The organism is Mesorhizobium sp. M0715, assembly GCF_040320355.1.
Taxonomy (GTDB): Bacteria; Pseudomonadota; Alphaproteobacteria; order Rhizobiales; family Rhizobiaceae; genus Mesorhizobium.
In genome coordinates, this window is sequence record NZ_JAMYPL010000017.1 from 92,991 (window position 1) to 112,224 (window position 19,234).

21 protein-coding genes and 1 tRNA gene are annotated in these 19,234 nt (G+C 62.7%); 10 read left to right on the top strand and 12 right to left on the bottom strand.

The genetic code is table 11. The features are described from left to right. Positions 1 to 244: 244 nt before the first annotated feature. Positions 245 to 457 (top strand): hypothetical protein, encoded by a 213-nt coding sequence (locus tag NKI21_RS20230; RefSeq protein ID WP_023810978.1) that lies wholly within the window; start codon positions 245 to 247, stop codon positions 455 to 457. 10 nt (positions 458 to 467) lie between these two features. On the opposite strand, the gene tolA is transcribed toward NKI21_RS20230, so the two are convergent. From tolA to NKI21_RS20265, 7 genes are all read right to left on the bottom strand, one after another. Next, positions 468 to 836 (bottom strand): cell envelope integrity protein TolA, encoded by a 369-nt coding sequence (gene tolA / locus NKI21_RS20235; protein ID WP_352794233.1) that lies wholly within the window; start codon positions 834 to 836, stop codon positions 468 to 470. Positions 837 to 1,120: 284 nt separating this feature from the next. Beyond that, positions 1,121 to 1,978, bottom strand: coding sequence for a glutathione S-transferase family protein (locus NKI21_RS20240; protein ID WP_352866945.1), 858 nt, complete (start codon positions 1,976 to 1,978; stop codon positions 1,121 to 1,123). A 22-nt stretch (positions 1,979 to 2,000) separates the two neighbouring features. Continuing rightward, on the bottom strand, positions 2,001 to 2,582 hold the full coding sequence (locus NKI21_RS20245; protein WP_352866947.1) for a VOC family protein: 582 nt from the start codon (positions 2,580 to 2,582) through the stop codon (positions 2,001 to 2,003). A gap of 272 nt (positions 2,583 to 2,854) precedes the next feature. After that, positions 2,855 to 3,031, bottom strand: coding sequence for a Flp family type IVb pilin (locus NKI21_RS20250; RefSeq protein WP_023810975.1), 177 nt, complete (start codon positions 3,029 to 3,031; stop codon positions 2,855 to 2,857). Between the two features lie 247 nt (positions 3,032 to 3,278). Further along, positions 3,279 to 3,353, bottom strand: a tRNA-Glu gene (locus NKI21_RS20255). 88 nt (positions 3,354 to 3,441) lie between these two features. After that, positions 3,442 to 3,849, bottom strand: a complete 408-nt coding sequence (locus tag NKI21_RS20260; protein WP_352442032.1) for a VOC family protein — start codon at positions 3,847 to 3,849, stop codon at positions 3,442 to 3,444. 48 nt (positions 3,850 to 3,897) lie between these two features. Beyond that, positions 3,898 to 4,281 carry a fimbrial protein gene (locus tag NKI21_RS20265; RefSeq protein ID WP_352442031.1) on the bottom strand — a complete coding sequence of 128 codons (384 nt, stop codon included), beginning with the start codon at positions 4,279 to 4,281 and terminating at the stop codon, positions 3,898 to 3,900. A gap of 28 nt (positions 4,282 to 4,309) precedes the next feature. On the opposite strand from NKI21_RS20265, the gene NKI21_RS20270 reads away from it, so the two are divergent. Next, positions 4,310 to 5,359: an RluA family pseudouridine synthase gene (locus NKI21_RS20270; RefSeq protein WP_352442030.1), complete on the top strand. Its 1,050-nt coding sequence runs from the start codon at positions 4,310 to 4,312 to the stop codon at positions 5,357 to 5,359. 190 nt (positions 5,360 to 5,549) lie between these two features. Next, positions 5,550 to 6,461, top strand: coding sequence for an RNA polymerase sigma factor RpoH (rpoH, locus tag NKI21_RS20275; RefSeq protein ID WP_013529255.1), 912 nt, complete (start codon positions 5,550 to 5,552; stop codon positions 6,459 to 6,461). A 299-nt stretch (positions 6,462 to 6,760) separates the two neighbouring features. Here rpoH and NKI21_RS20280 read toward each other — a convergent pair whose 3' ends face one another. From NKI21_RS20280 to NKI21_RS20295, 4 genes are all read right to left on the bottom strand, one after another. Continuing rightward, on the bottom strand, positions 6,761 to 7,633 hold the full coding sequence (locus tag NKI21_RS20280) for an MBL fold metallo-hydrolase (protein WP_352442029.1): 873 nt from the start codon (positions 7,631 to 7,633) through the stop codon (positions 6,761 to 6,763). Between the two features lie 147 nt (positions 7,634 to 7,780). After that, positions 7,781 to 8,440: a peroxiredoxin gene (locus tag NKI21_RS20285; protein WP_127260439.1), complete on the bottom strand. Its 660-nt coding sequence runs from the start codon at positions 8,438 to 8,440 to the stop codon at positions 7,781 to 7,783. A gap of 222 nt (positions 8,441 to 8,662) precedes the next feature. Further along, on the bottom strand, positions 8,663 to 9,028 hold the full coding sequence (locus NKI21_RS20290; RefSeq protein WP_128305871.1) for a cell division protein ZapA: 366 nt from the start codon (positions 9,026 to 9,028) through the stop codon (positions 8,663 to 8,665). A gap of 12 nt (positions 9,029 to 9,040) precedes the next feature. Beyond that, positions 9,041 to 9,313 (bottom strand): DUF4164 domain-containing protein, encoded by a 273-nt coding sequence (locus NKI21_RS20295; RefSeq protein ID WP_013529251.1) that lies wholly within the window; start codon positions 9,311 to 9,313, stop codon positions 9,041 to 9,043. A gap of 264 nt (positions 9,314 to 9,577) precedes the next feature. Between NKI21_RS20295 and tkt the strand changes: the two genes are divergently transcribed. The 7 genes from tkt to NKI21_RS20330 all read left to right on the top strand — a co-directional run bounded on the left by tkt (position 9,578) and on the right by NKI21_RS20330 (position 19,080). Then, positions 9,578 to 11,569 carry a transketolase gene (gene tkt / locus NKI21_RS20300; protein ID WP_352442028.1) on the top strand — a complete coding sequence of 664 codons (1,992 nt, stop codon included), beginning with the start codon at positions 9,578 to 9,580 and terminating at the stop codon, positions 11,567 to 11,569. Positions 11,570 to 11,723: 154 nt separating this feature from the next. Further along, the gene (gene gap / locus NKI21_RS20305; RefSeq protein ID WP_352442027.1) at positions 11,724 to 12,734 is read left to right on the top strand and encodes a type I glyceraldehyde-3-phosphate dehydrogenase; all 1,011 of its coding nucleotides are present in this window, start codon (positions 11,724 to 11,726) and stop codon (positions 12,732 to 12,734) included. Between the two features lie 218 nt (positions 12,735 to 12,952). After that, a complete protein-coding gene (locus NKI21_RS20310; protein WP_352442026.1) occupies positions 12,953 to 14,842 on the top strand; it encodes a potassium/proton antiporter in 1,890 nt (629 codons plus the stop codon). A gap of 145 nt (positions 14,843 to 14,987) precedes the next feature. Then, the gene (locus tag NKI21_RS20315) at positions 14,988 to 16,184 is read left to right on the top strand and encodes a phosphoglycerate kinase (RefSeq protein WP_352442025.1); all 1,197 of its coding nucleotides are present in this window, start codon (positions 14,988 to 14,990) and stop codon (positions 16,182 to 16,184) included. Between the two features lie 134 nt (positions 16,185 to 16,318). Further along, positions 16,319 to 17,344 (top strand): class I fructose-bisphosphate aldolase, encoded by a 1,026-nt coding sequence (locus NKI21_RS20320; RefSeq protein ID WP_352442024.1) that lies wholly within the window; start codon positions 16,319 to 16,321, stop codon positions 17,342 to 17,344. Positions 17,345 to 17,509: 165 nt separating this feature from the next. After that, a complete protein-coding gene (locus NKI21_RS20325) occupies positions 17,510 to 18,250 on the top strand; it encodes a DUF899 domain-containing protein (protein WP_127296844.1) in 741 nt (246 codons plus the stop codon). Positions 18,251 to 18,312: 62 nt separating this feature from the next. Continuing rightward, positions 18,313 to 19,080 carry an SGNH/GDSL hydrolase family protein gene (locus NKI21_RS20330; protein WP_352442022.1) on the top strand — a complete coding sequence of 256 codons (768 nt, stop codon included), beginning with the start codon at positions 18,313 to 18,315 and terminating at the stop codon, positions 19,078 to 19,080. Here NKI21_RS20330 and NKI21_RS20335 read toward each other — a convergent pair. Further along, the gene (locus tag NKI21_RS20335) at positions 19,048 to 19,209 is read right to left on the bottom strand and encodes a hypothetical protein (protein WP_023810961.1); all 162 of its coding nucleotides are present in this window, start codon (positions 19,207 to 19,209) and stop codon (positions 19,048 to 19,050) included. The genes NKI21_RS20330 and NKI21_RS20335 overlap by 33 nt on opposite strands. Positions 19,210 to 19,234 lie beyond the last annotated feature (25 nt).

A 19,234-nucleotide genomic window follows, 5' to 3' on the forward strand; every position in this document is an offset into this window, starting at 1 on the left:
GTAATTTCTAATAATCTAAAGAGTTTTAACCTGAAGGACCTATTGTCTATTGTACTACGTTACCTCATGTAAATTCGATATTACATTTTTATTTCAAGATTGAGACGAACCTCGAAAGAAAGCGCAAGCCTGACCGTGGCCGAGGATTTGCAACGCAACGGACCGAGATCAATGCGCCATTATCGCCAGGCGTTCGAAACCTTTGCCGGGCCTTCCGCGTTGAAGGACCAAAGGGAGATTGCAGATGTCGATCCACTTCACCGTCTCGGACCTGACAAGAAACCTGTTTCACTCGCTGGGGCTGGACCAGCGCGCGCCAAGGCCACTCAATCCCGAGCAGAGTCTGTTGCTGGAATGCTATCTGGCCGGCCAGGTTCCTGAATCAGCCTGGAGCGACTACGTCTTCGAGACGCCCGATCTTGCCCGGCATGCCGAAGCCAGGCGCAGTCACCACTGAGCGGCAGCGCCTATTTTGGAGAAGCGAATTGCAATGTGAACACGTTGCCGGCGATCCCTTGCGCCAGCTTCGCTGAGAAGGTCAGGGGCAGACAATTCTGCAGGGCCGTTGTCGCGGCGTCGACAAACGATTTCTTCGCCTTGGCATCGCCTTCCACCTTGATGGCTGTCGGCCTCGGTGGGCCGATTAGCGTGCCGTCCCGCTTGAAGCTGAAGCTCAAGGTGACGCTGGCAGTTCCGGCATCCGCCGGCGGTGTCCAGCATGCCTGAATGGCGGTCCCGACATCGTTCATTGTGTTCAGTTCAGCCGCATTAGAAGGATGAACAGCACTCGCCAGCATCACACCCACAACCGCAACCCACTTCGCAACGCTTTTCATCGCCAGCCCTCATTTCGCGCCTGACCGATCATCCATGCCGGACTGGATGGTAGGGCCAACGCCGGCGATGACAATATCTCTCCGCAAAAGTTGACGTCAGAAAAGCGACACTGGACGAGGCCTCGTGCCAGATCGCACTTGGCGACGGCGTGCGAAAGCAAAAAGGCCGGCATTGCGCCGACCTTTCCTATCGCTACGACGTTCTGCGCCAGTACATCCGTGGTCGCGGGCCGAAAGCGAATTGCCCCGCAGTAGACAGGGCTTTGGTTAACGCATCCTTAACCTCAGGCCTTGGCCTGCGACTTCACATGCGCGATATAGCCGCGCACGTCGCCGGCCGGCTCGCTATAGGCCTTGCCGAGCGTCTTCTCGATCGCCGCCACATAGTCCTTCGCCCATCGGGGCAGGGAATAGTCGACGACGGCCAGGAATTCGAGCGTCGCCGCCAGCCGGATATCGGCGATCGAAGGATGCTTGCCGCCGATGAACGGCTTGCCGTCCCTGAAGAAGCTGTGGAAGACCTCCAGCGGCTCGGCGATCGCGGCCATCGCCGCCTTCTGGGCCTCCGACTTCCTGTCGGGGTGCGCGTCGCTGTGGCCGACCTCGCCGGCATAATGCGGGAAGCCGAGCGCCGGGTAGGTGGCGCGCGCCACATAGGGGTAGAGCGTGCCGATCAGGTAGAACATGGCGCTGTCGACCATCGCCCGCTTGGCCGGCGCCTTCGGATAGAATTTCTCCAGCCCGTGCTTGTTGGCGAGATACTGCATGATGGCGCAGCTTTCCCACAGCACGCCTCTGGGGAGGCTCTTGTCCTCGATCATCGGTGTCAAATGGGCCGGGTTTCGCGCCATGAACTCCGGCGAACGGGTGTGGCCCCAGGCATCGGTCTCGGCATGGTCGAAACCGGCCGCGCGCGCAAACACCCGCACGGTCATGTTGTTGACGCTGGGCTTCAGCATGCTGAGCTTCAGCGCCGGCTTCTTGGCCGACTTGGCCTTGGCCCTGGGCGCGGCTTTTCCCGTCGCCTTCACCGCAGGCCTAGCGGCTGCCTTGGCTTTTGGCTTTGCCGCAGCTTTCGCCGCCGGCTTGGCGGCAGCTTTGGCCGCGGATTCCCCGGCAGTCTTCGTCGCTGTCTTGGCCATCTTATTCCTCCCTCTGGTCTGTTCAGTATGGGTTCTTCGCTGCCCGGTCCTCCGACAAGGTTGCGCGGGAACGCTCGACAAGCGCCTGGATCGCATCGGCGAGATGCACTTCGGCGATGTTGTAGTCGCCGCGCACGACCCGCAGCCTGTGCGCTTCCATCAGCACATCGGCATGGGTGAAGCCCGCTGGCGGTTCGAAGCGGTAGGACGCCAACTCGACCAGCAGGCCGAGCGGATCCTCGAAATAGATCGAATCCATGAAACCGCGATCCTTCACGCCGCTGTGCTTGATGCCGCGCTCGTCAAGCCGGGCGACCGCCTGCAGGAAGGTGACGCGCGACACCGAAAAGGCAATGTGGTGGACACAGCCCGGATCGGTCGGCGTGCGCCGCTTCTCTGGTGTGCGGCTCTCGTCGGTGAAGATGGTGACCAGCCGGCCGTCGCCAGGATCGAAATAGAGGTGGCTTTCCCTCGGCTTGTCGAGATTGGGCTGTTCGAAGATGAACGGCATGCCGAGCACGCCTTCCCAGAAATCGATCGAGGTCTGGCGCCCGGCGCCGACCAGCGTGATGTGATGGACGCCCTGCGATTGCAGCTTCTGCATTGGCCTTCCTCCCCACGGCATCAACTGGCCGTCCGGGCAGCGCGGCGTTCTGCGCGCCGCTGGAGCCGTATCTCAGGATCCGTGACGTGATGCTAATGCAAACAGCCTCGCGGCGCCAGAAGCGACGACGCGGCGACGCAACGGGAAAAAGCCGACTGATTGAGAGCGCCGTCCGCACTCCCGATGCCCGACATCGGAAGCACGTACGCGCTACGTTCTTGGAGGCTGAGATCGACGAATCCGGCCGGTGGCGACCGAATTGATGTACCGACTTACGAGCCGCTGCTGTTGACCGTAGTGCCGACGTTCGTGAATATCCCGTTGAGCGAATTGCCAAGCGCCCCGGCGCCGGTGATGATTGCCAGCGCGATAAGAGCCGCGATCAAGCCATACTCGATCGCGGTCGCGCCAGGCTCGTCCCAAGCGAAACGATAGGCTATTTTCTGCATCTCAACCTCCTGCAGATACTAAAGCGACAACTAATATATCGCCGTGAGCTGCGGGGCGTTAAGGTTCTCGGTTTCGGGTCCGTTAACATTTGCCAGACGACTGAAATGAAGGCCGGAGTGGTTGGTGCCACTGGGATCTTCAAGATTGCGGCTACCTGTGCAGAGCGGGTTTTCCGAACGCCGCAGTATCGACGGTCGCCGACTTCAGAAACGAAATCGACGGCATCCTGTAATTTGTCGGAAAACTTGGTACGCCCAAGGGGAATCGAACCCCTGTTCCCGCCGTGAGAGGGCGGTGTCCTGACCGCTAGACGATGGGCGCGTTCAAGAACCGGCGATATAGGCTGAGCGCTGGGAAAAAGCAACTGGGTAGGCCGCTTTCCCTTGCCGAGGAAAAGCCGGCCGTCAGCCTATCGTTTCGGCTCGATCAGATCCCAGAGATTGCCATGCAGATCGGCGAAAACAGCCACCGTGCCATAGGGCTCGAAGCGCGGTGCTTCGCGGAATTCGACGCCCTTCTCCAGCATCGCCGCGTGGTCGCGGGCGAAGTCGTCGGTTTCCAGGAACAGGAAGACACGCCCGCCGGTCTGGTTGCCGATGCTTTTGCTCTGTGCCTCGTCGGAAGCCTCGGCCAGAAGCAGCCTGGCGCCCTGCCCGTTGGCCGGCGCCACTGTGACCCAGCGCTTGCCGCCGCCGAGATCGACATTTTCGACGAGCAGGAACCCCAGCCTCTCGACATACCAGGCGATCGCCTCGTCATAGTTGGCGACGACCAGGGCGACCGTGGCGACGCAACGATGCTCGGCGAACCCGCTCATCCCTGAGGCTTGCTCATTGGCCTGCTGCCGTTCATCGTTGCAGCTCGGTCACTTGTTGCGGATCGCAAAGCGGCCGATCAGGCGTCGCTCCGTGATGTCGTAGACGAAGATCGTGCGGCTGCCGTCGGCAAGCTCGGCGTCGATCGAGACCCGATTGCCGGACAGCGACTGGCTGACCACCTTGGCCCCGACCGGCAGCACGATGTCGCCGTCGACCGGTTCGCCGGCGGGTGTCTGGATATCGCCGGCCAGCGGCGGGTTCGCCGGCGGTGCATTGCGCGCTTTGTAGACAAGGGCGCCGATCACCACCATAAGAGCGAGGAACAGCAGGCCGAGATTGATCCCGACGAAGCGGACGAGTTTCCTGCGCACCTTTTCGACCTCGGGGTCGAGCGGCTTATCCTGGTCTTCTTCGGCGATCGGGCTGGCCATGGCAAAACAGTTCCGGAACGGTTTTTCAATGAGCGCTCATAGCGAAGAGGCCCCTGAATTGATAGAGCACCAATTCATGCAGCCCACTGTGCTGGTGGCGGGCGCGGATGCGGCCGGCCTGCGCCTCGACCAGTGGCTGGCCGCAAGCCTTGGCCCGGACATGTCGCGCAGCCGCGTGCAGATGCTGATCAGGCAGGGCGCGGTCTCGGTCGACGGCAAGCCTGTCGACGAGACCAAGCGCAAGATGGCGCCGGGCGAAAGCGTGTCGGTTACCATGCCGGAGCCGGAGCCGGCGGAGCCGCAGGGCGAGAACATCGCGCTCCATGTGCTCTATGAGGACGAAGAGCTGATCGTCATCAACAAGCCGGCCGGGCTTGTCGTTCATCCCGGCGCCGGCAACTGGACCGGCACGCTGGTCAACGCGCTGATCCATCATTGCGGCGACAGCCTTTCCGGCATCGGCGGTGTGCGCCGGCCGGGCATCGTCCACCGCCTCGACAAGGAGACCAGCGGCATCATGGTCGTCGCCAAGACCGACCGCGCCCACAAGTCGCTGTCCGAAGCCTTCGCCGATCACGGCCTGACCGGCGATCTCGAACGTGCCTATCTGGCGCTGGTCTGGGGCATACCGCAGAGGCCGACCGGAAGGGTCGACGCGCCGCTCGGCCGCGCCGCCGACCGGGTGCGCCGTGCCGTGGTGCCGGAAGGACGCGACGACGCCCGCCATGCGGTCACCCACTTCGCCGTGCAGGAGCGTTTCGGCGAGAGCCAACAGGAGTTCGCCACGGCCAGCCTGGTCGAATGCCGGCTGGAGACCGGCCGCACCCACCAGATCCGTGTCCACATGGCGCATATCGGTCATCCCGTGGTCGGCGACCCCGATTACGGCCAGGCCTTCCGCACCAAGGGCAACCGGCTGCCCGAACCCTTGAAAAGTCAGGTCAAGGCATTTCCCCGGCAAGCTTTGCATGCCTGGCTCCTTGCATTTCGCCACCCCACTACCCATCTAACGATGAGGTTCGAGGCGCCGTTACCGAGGGACATGGAGGAACTCGTCAGCGGCTTCCGCAAGCTCTGAACTCGCCATCAAAAAACCTGACTGACATTGTTCACTTCACCGTGACACACTGTTTCGTGTTGAACAAATGCCTGTCTTTTCTGGTTTTGTTCCTGTATAAGATCTGATGTCGCGGGCGAGCCTTTTGGTGCTCGCGTCACATGCCCGCCGCGTTTCGGGGGCATCACTCCAATAGAGAGGGGGCGCTATCATGGCCCAGTCACTACCCAGTATCGTTTCCGGCGAAGGCGGCCTCAGCCGCTACCTGGAAGAAATCCGCCGCTTTCCCATGCTGCAGCCGCAGGAAGAGTACATGCTCGCCAAGCGTTACGCCGAGCATGAAGACACCTCCGCTGCGCACAAGCTCGTCACCAGCCACCTCAGGCTCGTCGCCAAGATCGCCATGGGCTATCGCGGCTATGGCCTGCCGATCGGCGAAGTGATCTCGGAAGGCAATGTCGGCCTGATGCAGGCCGTCAAGAAATTCGAACCCGAGCGGGGCTTCCGCCTCGCGACCTACGCCATGTGGTGGATCAAGGCCTCGATCCAGGAGTACATCCTGCGCTCGTGGAGCCTGGTCAAGATGGGCACGACCGCCAACCAGAAGCGACTGTTCTTCAACCTGCGCAAGGTGAAGGGCAAGATCCAGGCGCTCGACGATGGCGACTTGAAGCCCGACCAGATCGCCGAGATCGCCACCAGGCTGAACGTTTCCGAAGCCGAAGTGGTGTCGATGAACCGCCGCCTGTCCGGCGACGCCTCGCTCAACGCCCCGATCCGGGCGAGCGAAGGCGAATCCGGCGAATGGCAGGACTGGCTGGTCGACGACCACGAAAGCCAGGAAGAGATGCTAATCGAGCAGGACGAGCTGGAAAACCGGCGCGGCATGCTGTCGGGCGCTCTTGCCGTGCTTAACGAGCGCGAGCGGCGCATCTTCGAGGCCCGTCGCCTGGCCGAGGAGCCGCTGACGCTGGAAGAGCTGTCGTCCGAGTTCGACATCAGCCGCGAGCGCGTGCGCCAGATCGAGGTGCGCGCCTTCGAGAAGGTGCAGGACGCGGTCAAGGCCGCCGCCAAGCGCCAGACCCAGGCGCTGCGCACCATCGAGGCACAGCCGGCGGCGTAAGGTTAGCTTCGGTTACAAAAATCAAGGCGGCGTCAGGAAACTGGCGCCGCCTTTTTTGTAGCGGACTGCAATGGTGGTTGGCGAAAGCGAAGGCGACATCCGATCTCCCCCCTTGCGGGGGAGATGTCCGGCAGGACAGAGGCGGGTGTGAAGGATCGCTACTTTCGGCGTCAGTCCACCCAACCGAAGACTGAAGGCACAGCCACAATTAGCTGACAGGTTGGCGGGACAGCACCCCCCTCTGCCCTGCCGGGCATCTCCCCCGCAAGGGGGAGATTGGCAACTTCGCCAACAGCCCCTCAAAGCCCGTCCAGCGGAAATTTCAGGTACCGCAGGCCATTGGCTTCGGGTTCGGGCAGCCTCCCGCCATTCATGTTGACCTGCAGCGCATGCAGGATCAGCCTTGGCATCGGCAGCGTCCTGTCGCGCGCCTCGCGCAAGGCGACGAACTCGGCCTCGCTGCGCGCGGCGACGAGATGGATGTTGGTTGCCTTCTGTATGGCGACCGTGCTTTCCCACGAGGGCTCGCGGCCGCCGGCCTGATAGTCATGGCCGACGAAGACGCGCGTCTCGTTCGGCAACGCCAGAATGTCCTGGATCGAGCGCCAGAGCCGCGCGGCACTGCCACCGGGAAAGTCCGTCCGCGCCGTGCCGCTGTCGGGCATGAACAGCGTATCGTGGACGAAGGCGGCATCACCGATCACATAGGTGATCGAGGCCAGCGTATGGCCGGGCGAGAACAGCACCTTGACCGGAAGAGTACCCACCTGGAAGGTTTCGCCTTCACCAAACAGCCTGTCCCACTGCGAACCGTCGGCGGGAAAATCCGGCCAGTTGTAAATCGCTTTCCACAAATTCTGAACGTCGACGACCCTGTCGCCGATCGCCGTCGGCGCGCCGGTCTTCTCCCTCAGATAGTGCGCCGCCGAGAAATGGTCGGCATGCGGATGGGTGTCGAGGACCCATTCGACGCTCAGTCCCTGCTCGCTGACGAAGTCGAGCAGGACATCGGCATTCGTCGTTGCCGTAGCACCGGATTTCTCGTCGAAATCAAGGATCGGATCGATGATGGCGCATCGCTTCGTCGCCTGGTCGGCGACGACATACTGGATGGCCCCGGTCGGCTTGTCATAGAAGCCGCTGACCTGCGGCTTGGCCAAAGCTACGTCCAATTCCGGCTTCCCCAACTCTCGGTCGCCAGGAATGATTTTCTCTGACGACACCCGAGAGGAGCATGGTTGTCCGCTCGGGTGCGGCAGTCAAGTATCACTTGGCTCGCAAGGGCGAGAAGGCCAAAGATCGTTCCGAAGCGCCTGGGATCAGGCCGATGGCTGCTTGGTCTTCCGCAGATAGGGCAAAATGGTCTCGTAGGCGCCGAAGCGCTTGATCGCGTCTTCGTTGGAGACAGCAGCGGTGATGATAACGTCCTCGCCCTGCTTCCAATTCGCCGGTGTCGCCACCTGGTGCTTGGCGGTGAGCTGCATGGAATCGACCGCGCGCAGGATCTCATCGAAATTGCGCCCCGTGGTCATCGGGTAAGTCAGCACCAGCTTGATCTTCTTGTCAGGTCCGATGACGTAGACCGAGCGCACCGTGGCATTGTCGGCCGGCGTACGGCCCTCCGACGTCTCGCCGGCACCGCCCGGCAGCATGTCGTAGAGCTTGGCGACCTTGAGGTCCTTGTCGCCGATCAGCGGGTAGTTCACCGAATGACCGGTCGCCGTCTTGATGTCGTCCTGCCACTTGCCGTGACTTTCGACCGGATCGACCGAAATGCCGATGATCTTGACATTACGCTTCTTGAACTCGCCTTCGAGCCCCGCCATCGTGCCAAGCTCGGTCGTGCAGACCGGCGTGAAATTCTTCGGGTGACTGAACAGGATCGCCCAACCGTCACCGATCCAGTCATGGAATTTGATCGTCCCTTGCGTGGTCTCGGCGGTAAAATCCGGCGCAATGTCGTTGATACGAAGGCTCATGGTACATCTCCCCTGTAAACGGAACCGTCGGCAGCGAGGAACAGCACGCGGCAATCACGCCGACATCAAGCTGTCCCGCCCGGCATCGTTGCATCTTAGCGCAAAAATCGTGGCTGCAAGATAATATGAAACTCTTGTCGGCCGCAGGCGAGCATTTTTATGCTGCCGAATACGCTGCGCGCGTATGAGAGCCTGTTGGGCTGGACAGGAAAGGTTCCTGCCTCAGGTTTTGTTGACCGCCAGCGTCACAGCCAGGTCTTCCATGCGCTGTGCCAGCGCGCCGAGCGCGTTGGTCAGCACGCTATCGCTTTTGTCGGCCTTGGTCAGAGCCTCGTCGCGGGTCTTGCGCAGGGTCAGCACTTCGCTTTCCATGCCCTTGACGCGTTTCTGCAACTCCGAGAGTTCATCCATCACCATGATGCCGGCCATCACGGTCAGTCGCTGATCGCCGATCTCGCCGAACGAGTCCTTCAGGTGTGAAACATAGCGGTCGAAGCGTTCGGCAAGGTCGATCAGATGCTCTTCCTGGCCCTCGTCGCAGGCCATGCGATACTGCTTGCCGTCGATTGAAACCGTGACCTGTGCCATCGGGGCCAGCTCCTATCTGTCCAACACGGCGCGGATGGTTTCCATGGCGGTCACCAAACGTCGCGAGACTTCCTTGTTGGCATCTTCCAGCCGTTCGGCGCGCGCTTCGGAATTATCGAGTTCCTGCGCCAGCCGCGAGCGGTCGGCATTCATCCGCTGCACCTCGGCCTCGGCTTCGGAGTAGTCGCGTTCATGCTCGAGCTTGGCCGCGACGGCGTTTTCCAGCCCCTCGATGGCCTTGCCCAGCCTCGCGATGACTTCCTTGAGTGTGGCTTCCCCGGTCATGGCCTTCGTCCTGTGCCCTGCCCATCACCGAATCGTTCACGTTCAGAACGCGTTATCCCTGAAACATTAGGCACCGGGTGAAGGCAACGTCAACAAAGCTCTCGCGACTGTCCCCCGCTAACGCTAATGTAGGTCCGCCGCCGGCATCACAAGACCGGCAAATGTGCACCCGATTTGTTGACTAAAAGCCCGCGCCTGCTATGTGTCGCGCACCCTTTTCAAGGGCTCTCCCAAGCCCCCCAAACCCCCACTTCTGGAGGAACCATGACGTCGCGTGAACAACATGACCGGATGGCCAATGCGATCCGCTTTCTCTCCATGGACGCCGTCGAGAAGGCAAATTCCGGCCATCCAGGCCTGCCCATGGGCTGCGCCGATATCGCCACGGTGCTGTTCACGCGCTTCCTGAAATATGATCCCAAGGCCCCGCACTGGGCCGACCGCGACCGTTTCATCCTGTCGGCCGGCCATGGCTCAATGCTGCTCTATTCGCTGCTGCATCTGACCGGCTACGAAGACATGACCCTCGACCAGATCAAGCACTTCCGTCAGTTGGGCTCGAAGACCGCCGGCCATCCCGAATATGGCCATGCCGCCGGCATAGAGACGACGACGGGCCCGCTCGGCCAGGGTCTCGCCAATTCGGTCGGCTTCGCGCTCGGCGAGCGCATCATGAACGCCGCCTTCGGCAACGATCTCGTCGATCATTACACCTATGTGCTGGCCGGCGACGGCTGCCTGATGGAAGGTGTTTCCCAGGAAGCCATCGCGCTTGCCGGCCATCTCAAGCTCAACAGGCTGATCGTCTTCTGGGACAACAACGACATCTCGATCGACGGCCCGGTCTCGCTGTCCGACAACACCGATCAGGTCGCCCGCTTCCAGGCCTCCGGCTGGAATGCCAGCCACATCGACGGCACCGATCCGGAAGCCATCGCTTATGCCATCGAAGCTGCCCGCCATTCCGACAAGCCGACGATGATCGCCTGCAAGACGACCATCGGCTTCGGCGCGCCAACCAAGGCTGGCACCAACAAGGCGCACGGCTCCCCCCTGGGCGCCGACGAAATCGCCGGCGCGCGCAAGTTCTTCAACTGGGATTCGCCGCCCTTCGAGATTCCAGCCGACATCCTTGACGCCTGGCGCACCGCCGGCAAGGCCGGCGTCAAGGCGCGTACAGACTGGGAAGGCCGCCTGGCCAAGGCCGATGCCAAGCTGAAGGCCGAGTTCGAGCGCCGCATCAGCGGCAAGCTGCCGTCCAATTTCGACGCCATCATCGCTGATTACAAGAAGAAGCTGTCGGCCGACAAGCCGAAGGTCGCCACCCGCAAGTCTTCCGAGATGGCGCTGGAAGTCATCAACGGCGCCGTGCCCGAGACCATCGGCGGCTCCGCCGACCTGACCGGCTCCAACAACACCAAGACCAGCCAGACCAAGAACATCACGTCGGACGACTATGGCCAACGCTATGTCCACTACGGCATCCGCGAGCATGGCATGGCGGCTGCGATCAACGGCCTGACGCTGCATGGCGGCCTCATCGCCTATGGCGGCACCTTCATGTGCTTCTCCGACTATGCCCGGCCGTCGATGCGGCTGGCCTCACTGATGGGCATCCGCTCGATCTTCGTCATGACCCATGATTCCATCGGTCTGGGCGAAGACGGCCCGACCCACCAGCCGGTCGAGCATCTGGCCGCATTGCGCGCCATTCCCAACCACAATGTCTTCCGCCCGGCCGACGCTGTGGAAACCGCCGAATGCTGGCAGATCGCCCTCGAGTCGGAAAAGACGCCGTCGACGCTGGCGCTGACACGCCAGAACCTGCCGACGGTACGCAACGAATTCGTTGCTGAGAATCTCAGCAGCCAGGGCGCCTACGAGCTGGCAGCCGCCAGCGGTGAAGCGGCGGTGACGATCTTCGCCACCGGCTCCGAGGTCGAGATCGCGCTCGGCGCCCGCGACCTGCTGGAAAAGCACGGCCATCCCACCCGCGTCGTCTCGGTGCCCTGCTTCGAACTGTTCGACCAGCAGAGCGACGACTACCGCAAGAAAACGATCGGCAACGCGCCAATCAAGATGGCGATCGAAGCCGGCATACGCCAGGGCTGGGATCATCTGATCGGCTCCGACGGCATCTTCGTCGGTATGACAGGCTTCGGCGCCTCGGGCACTATCGAGCAACTCTATCCGCATTTCGGCATCACCGCCGAAGCCGCGGCCAAGGCGGCGGAAGCCCGCCTGCATAACAAATAGGTTCAAGGTTCGGCGAAATCGCGTAAGGCGGCCTCGCCGGGCTGGACCAACTTAATCGATTTAAATCCACGTCGCTGCGGCTGGATTTTTTCCGCTTCCGCCGCTATGAAACTGCGGACCCATCGTCTGCCCTCCAACTCCCAGGGAGAGAATAATGACCGTCAGAGTTGCCATCAACGGATTCGGCCGCATCGGCCGCAACATCCTGCGCGCCATCCATGAATCCGGCCGCAAGGATATCGACGTCGTCGCCGTCAACGACCTCGGCCCGGTCGAGACCAACGCGCATCTCTTGCGCTACGACAGCGTGCATGGCCGCTTCCCGCATGAAGTCTCGGTTTCCGGCGACCAGATCACCGTCGGCAAGGAGACGTTCAAGGTCACCGCGATCAAGGATCCGACGCAGCTGCCGTGGAAGGAACTGGGCATCGACATCGCGCTCGAATGCACCGGCATCTTCACCGCCCGCGACAAGGCAGCCGCACACCTGACCGCCGGCGCCAAGCGCGTCATCGTTTCGGCCCCGGCCGAAGGCGCCGACCTTACCGTTGTCTACGGCATCAACCACGACCAGCTGACCAAGGACCACATCGTCATCTCGAATGCCTCCTGCACCACCAACTGCCTGGCCCCGCTGGCAGCCGTGCTGCACGAGACGGTCGGCATCGAAAAAGGCATGATGACGACGATCCATTCCTACACCGGCGACCAGCCGACGCTGGATACCATGCACAAGGATCTCTACCGCGCCCGCGCCGCTGCCCTGTCGCAAATCCCGACCTCGACCGGCGCGGCCAAGGCGATCGGGCTGGTGCTGCCCGACCTGAAGGGCAAGCTCGACGGCATCTCGATCCGCGTGCCGACCCCGAACGTCTCGGTCGTCGACTTCAAGTTCATCGCCAAGCGTTCGACCACGGTGCAGGAGATCAACGACGCGGTGATCGCCGCCTCCAACGGCAAGCTGAAGGGCATTCTCGGCGTCACCCATCACCCGAACGTGTCGATCGACTTCAATCACGATCCGCGCTCCTCGATCGTTGCGCTCGACCAGACCAAGGTGATGGACGGCAACTTCGTTTCGGTGCTGTCCTGGTACGACAATGAATGGGGGTTCTCCAACCGCATGGGCGACACCGCGGTCGCTTTCGGCAAGACCATCGCCTGATCGCAAAGCTTTCTTTTCGAGACCTGAAACGCCCGGCTTTGTCCGGGCGTTTTTCATGAGGGCGGCTTGCGCCTTTCCAAATTGTGTCCTGGACGCCAAAACATCCAAAAATCAGCGGCATAGGCCAAAAAGCCACCCTGCCGCCTTGCACTGGTCACGTCTTCGCCCCACTCTCTCGCAAAGCAGGAGACAGACGAATTTGAGGGGCTGATTTCAGGATGGAGCATGCGATCTATCTCGTCACGCTGGTCGGCACAGCGCTTGTCGTCGCCGCCGCGTTTTCGAGCCTGATCGCCTTCCGCTTCGGCGCCCCTCTTCTGCTCCTGTTTCTCTGCATTGGCCTCGCCACCGGCACCGACGGACTCGGTATCCAGTTCGACAACGCCCGCATCGCTTATTTTGCCGGCTCACTGGCGCTGGCCGTCATCCTGTTCGATTCCGGTTTCGGCACGCCGCTCAACGCCTTGCGGCAGGCTGCAGGCCCGGCGTTGTCGCTGGCGACCTTCGGCGTAATTCTGACCACCGGCCTGTTCGGCGCCGCCGCCCATTATCTGCTCGATCTCACCTGGCTGGAATCCTTCCTGCTCGGGGCTGCCGTCGCCTCCACAGATGCGGCGGCCGTGTTCTTCCTGTTGCGAGCCGGCGAGATCAATCTGCGCGAACGCGTGCGCTCGACGCTGGAGGTGGAATCCGGCACCAACGACCCGATCGCCATCTTCCTGACCATCACGCTGGTAGAGATCATCGCCGCCCACGCCAACCCCGAGACCAATGTTCTGGTCACCAGCCTGTTCCTCGGCTTCCTCCTCAATATGGGCCTCGGTGCAATCGTAGGCGTGCTGGGCGGTCTCGCCATCGTGCGCCTCGTCGACCGGCTCAATCTCGACCACGGCCTGCTGCCGATCTTCGTGCTGACCTTGTCGCTGATGGTGTTTGCAGCAGCCGGCGCCATTGGCGGCTCAGGCTTCCTGGCGGTGTATATCGCCGGCCTTATCGCCGGCAATTCCGACATCCGAGCCGTCACCATCCTCAAGCGTTTCCAGGACGGCATGTCGTGGCTGGCGCAGATCATCATGTTCCTCATCCTCGGCCTGTTCGCGACGCCGTCGCAGTTTCCGGCGATCATGGTGCCGGCGGTGCTGCTCGGCCTATTCCTGATGTTCGTGGCGCGGCCAGTCGCCGTCTGGCTCTGCCTGATCCCGTTCCGTCTGCCGCGCCCCGAAGTCGCCTTCATCTCGTGGGTCGGCCTGCGCGGCGCGGTGTCGATCCTGCTCGCCATCACCCCGCTGCTCGGCGGGCTGGAAAACGGCCGTGTCATCTTCAACAGCGCCTTCATCATCGTGCTCGTGTCGCTGGTCATCCAGGGCTGGACGGTCGGACCGCTGGCGCGCCGCCTCGGCCTGATCGTGCCGGCACGGCTCGGACCGCTGGACAAGGTCGAGCTGGAACTGCCGGGCTCGGCCCATCACGAGCTTCTCGCCTATCGGGTCGCACACGGCAGCCCGGTGGCGCGCGGCGAGCGCATCCCGCGCTGGGCACGGCCCTCGCTGGTGCTGCGCGACGGCCGCTCGATGCGCTTCCAGGACATGGGCCGGCTCGCCGCCGGCGACCAGGTCTATATTTTCGTGCCGGACCGCTATCCGCGCCTGCTCGACAAGCTGTTCGCCAGCCGTGCCGTGGTCGATCCCGAGGATGCCGATTTCTTCGGTGCGTTCGCGGTCGACCCCGCGCGCTCAGCCGCCGAACTGGAAGCGGCCTATACGCCGGGCCTGACCGAAGCGGAGCAAAAGCTCACCGTTGGCGCGCTGGTCACGGCGCGGCTCGGCGGCCATGCCGAATATGCCGACCGCGTCCTGCTCGGCCCGATAGAACTGATCGTCCGCGACGTCGACGACAAGGGCAAGATCATAGGCCTCGGTCTGTCTTTCGAGCCGACCGCGCCGGTGGCGCGGGTGCCGGTCTTCCTCAGCGCCGGCGAAATCGGCGATCGGCTTTCCGCCTTCATCCGCAACTGGCGCAAGCCGACCGAGACGCAGGAGGCCGAGGCGCGGACGGACGAAAAACCGGCCCCGGAGCCAGCGCCGGAAAAGGCAGCAACCGAAAGCTGACAAACCGCTATTGAGCGCTGCCATTCATCCGCCCCGCCGGCGCAAGATCGTACCCACTTCAAAATTTCGGTTCGAGCGCGCCCTAAGCCTTGCATCGTCACCGATGCGGGGTATGGTCCCCCGGTTTTTCGCGAAAGGAACCCGCATGGCCGCCTTCAAGACACTCGACGATATCGGCAACATCAGCGGCAAGCGCGTGCTGGTGCGCGTCGACCTCAACGTGCCTGTCGCCGACGGCAAGGTCACCGATGCCACCCGCATCGAACGCATCGCACCGACTATCGCCGAGCTATCGGCCAAGGGCGCCAAGGTCATCCTGCTCGCCCATTTTGGCCGCCCCAAGAATGGCCCCTCGCCCGAATTCTCGCTGGAGCCTATCGCCAGGGCGACAGCCGACGTGCTCGGCCGTCCCGTCGGTTTCGCCTCGGATTGCGTCGGCGACACGGCCGGAAGCGCTGTCGCCGCCATGAACAAGGGCGACGTGCTGCTGCTCGAAAACACCCGCTTCTACAAGGCCGAGGAGAAGAACGAGCCGGCCTTCACGGAAAAACTCGCCGCCAATGGCGATATCTTCGTCAACGACGCCTTCTCGGCCGCGCACCGCGCGCATTCTTCGACGGAGGGGCTGGCGCATCTGTTGCCGGCTTTTGCCGGCCGCACCATGCAAGCCGAGCTTGAGGCGCTGGAGAAGGGCTTGGGAAAACCGGTTCGTCCGGTCGTCGCCATTGTCGGCGGCGCCAAGGTCTCGACCAAGATCGATCTGTTGATGAACCTGGTGAAGAAGGTTGATGCCCTCGTCATCGGTGGCGGGATGGCCAACACCTTTCTTGCCGCGCGTGGCACCAATGTCGGCAAATCGCTGTGCGAGCATGATCTCGCCGCGACCGCCAAGCAGATCATGATCGAGGCGGCCGAGGCCGGCTGCGCCATCATCCTGCCGGTCGACGGCGTCGTCGCCAGGGAGTTCAAGGCGGGCGCGGCCTGCGAGACCGTCGCTATATCGGATGTGCCGGCCGACGGCATGATCCTCGATGTCGGCGCCAAAACCGTGACGGCCATCGGCGAATGGATCGACCGCGCCGCGACACTGGTCTGGAACGGCCCGCTCGGCGCCTTCGAGATCGCGCCCTTCGATCATGCGACGGTGGCAGCTGCCAAGCACGCGGCGTCGCGCACCAAGGCCGGCAAGCTGGTCTCGGTCGCCGGCGGTGGCGATACGGTGGCGGCGCTCAACCATGCCGGCGTCGCCGACGACTTCACCTATGTCTCGACCGCCGGCGGCGCTTTCCTGGAATGGATGGAAGGCAAGCCGCTGCCCGGCGTCGACGTCTTGAAGCGCTGAGGCTCCGAGGCGATCAACACTCGGAGAGCGAACAAGGCCGCCCGAGGCTTTCAATCGATTCGAGCTTTCCGATGCCATTCCTTTGGCGGTAGACTTCCGTTAAGCGCGGAACAACCGTTTCAGGAGAAGCCACAATGAGCGAACGTCTCGAAGACATTGCCGCTGCGATCGTCGCCGATGGCAAGGGCCTGCTGGCCGCCGACGAAAGTTCGGGCACCATCAAGAAGCGCTTCGACGTCATTGGCGTCGAATCGACAGCCGACAGCCGCCGCGATTACCGCGAGATGATGTTCCGCACCAGGGAGGCAATGACCCGCTACATCTCCGGCGTCATCCTCTATGACGAGACGATCCGCCAGAAGGCCGCCGACGGCACGCCGCTGGTCGACATCATCAAGGCGGCCGGCGCCATCCCCGGCATCAAGGTCGATGCAGGCGCCAAGCCGCTGGCCAGGTTTCCCGGCGACACCATCACCGAAGGCCTCGATGGCCTGCGCGAGCGCCTTGCCGACTACTACAAGCTCGGCGCCCGCTTCGCCAAATGGCGCGCGGTGATCGACATCGATGTCGCCAAAGGCGTGCCTTCGGGGACCTCGATCGGCTCCAACGCCCATGCGCTCGCCCGCTATGCCGCTCTTTGCCAGGAAGCCGGCATCGTGCCGATCGTCGAACCGGAGGTGCTGATGGATGGCGCCCACGACATCGACACATGCTACGAGATCAGCAAGGTGATTTTGCTCAAGCTCTATAGCGAACTCTACGCGGCGCGCGTCGTGCTGGAAGGTACTATCCTGAAACCGAACATGGTGCTGGCCGGCAGGAAATCAGGCAAGGTGAGTGGCCCTGAAGAAGTCGCGGAAAAGACTATAAAGCTGTTCCGCGAAACCGTACCGGCAGCGGTGCCGGGCATCGCCTTCCTCTCCGGCGGCCAGGAGGACGAGGAGGCGACCGCTAACCTCAACGCCATCAACGCCATCGGGCCGCACCCGTGGAAGCTGACCTTCTCCTATGGTCGCGCGCTGCAGGCCGCGCCACAGAAAGCCTGGAGCGGCAAGGCCTCGAACGTCGCCGTCGGTCAGGCTGCCTTCACCCATCGCGCCCACATGAACCATCTGGCAGCGCTCGGAAAATGGAAGGCGAGCCTGGAACAGGCCGCCTGACCACAGTCCTTTCTTCCTCCTTCGAACCCGGGCCGATGCGCCCGGGTTTTTTGTTTGTGACTTGCCGGGCTTGGGGCGGAGCCTCTCCGTCCTTATTTCCTCTCGGGCGATGTCGGGTTGTGCTCATCCCGAACGTCCTTGGAATGACACTTCAGGGAGAGGTTCATGCATCGCAACAAGGTCGTTTCGCGCGAAGACTGGTTCCAGGCGCACAAGGCGCATCTGGCGCGCGAGAAGGAACTGACGCGGCTCCGCGAGCGGATCGCGGCTGAGCGGCGTGAATTGCCCTGGCTGAAGATCCGGAAGGACTATGTCTTCGAGACCGGGCAAGGGCCGAAGAGACTGGCCGACCTGTTTGCCGGCAACAGCCAGCTGATCGTCTATCACTTCATGTTCGGGCCGGGCTGCGTCAATCATTGCGAGGGCTGCTCATTCCTTGCCGACCATATCGACGGCGCCAATCAGCATCTGCGGCATCACGACGTGTCGCTGGTCGTGGTTTCGCGCGCCCCACTGGCGGAACTTCTGCCTTACAAGCAGCGCATGGGCTGGAAGTTCGACTGGGTGTCGTCCTATGCCTCGGATTTCAACTTCGACATGCAGGTCTCCTTCACCGACAAGCAGATCGCCGCCGGCGACACCACCTACAATTTCGAGACCCGTCCACGGACATCGAAGGAGCTTCCCGGCACCAGCGTTTTCTACCGGGACGAGACCGGCGACATCTTGCTCACCTTCATGTCGCGCGCCCGCGGCGGCGAGGCGCAGATCGGCGCCTACGACTATCTCGACATGACGCCGAAGGGCCGCAACGAGAACGGCCCCTATCACGGACTGATGGATTGGGTGCGGCTGCACGATGAATATCAGGGCAAGCAAGCGGGGCAGGCGAGTTGCTGCGATTGAAGAGCGTTCCCGTCGACCAAAACATGCGCTAAGGCTGCCGCTGATCGTTTTACGGTACTGCTATGCGCTTCCCGGCCCTACTCACCTGGCTCGCCTTCCCGGTCTATATTTGGCAAGGCCTCGGCGTGCGACGCCGCACCACGCGCATGCTGCCGGCGCAAGGGCCGGTCATGCACGAAATACCAGGCAAGGCGCCGGCGATCTCGCTTCTGGTGCTGGGCGATTCCTCCGCCGCGTCGGTCGGCATCGGCAATTCGGAAGACGGGCTTGCCGCGCAACTCGCCGTGCTGATTTCACAAAGCACAGGCCGCGCCGTGCGCTGGCGGGCGGCCGGCTTCAATTCGGCAACGTCGGGCCAGATCCGCGACCATGTCCTGCCCAATCTGTCGGCCGATCCGTGGACGCATATCGTGCTGGCCATCGGCACCAACGACGCCAAGAATTTTCACTCCGTGCCGCGCTTCAAGAAGGAGTTCGGTGGCCTGCTCTACGGCCTGCGCGCCAAATGGCCGGAAGCACGCGTGGTATGGTCGCCGGTGCTGGAGTTCACCCGGGCGCCGGCCATGCCGCCGCTGCTCGGAAAAATTCTTGAGATTCGCGCCACCGACATGAACCGGATGGGCGAACGCCTTTGCCTGGAGCGCGGCGCGGTGCCGGCGCCGCGCCTGCCGATCACCAATCCGGAAGCCGGCTTTGCCTCGGACGGCTTTCACGCCTCGGAAGCAGGCTACCGGGCTTGGGCCGAGCATCTGGTTGGCCCGGTGCTTGGCAATGGGGCACCGACGACAAGTGCCGTCCTACGTCAAATGCCCGAGCACGGCCGCCAGTGAAATCGCGGCCATGGCGAGCAGTGCCAGCTTCCAGAAATCGCCGCGTCGCTTGAGGCCTGGCCAGCCGAGCGGCTTGATCAGTTGAATGACCATGAAACCGACGATGACAAGGGCGAGGAATTTCGTCATGCCGCCTTTGACCAGCAACGCGCCC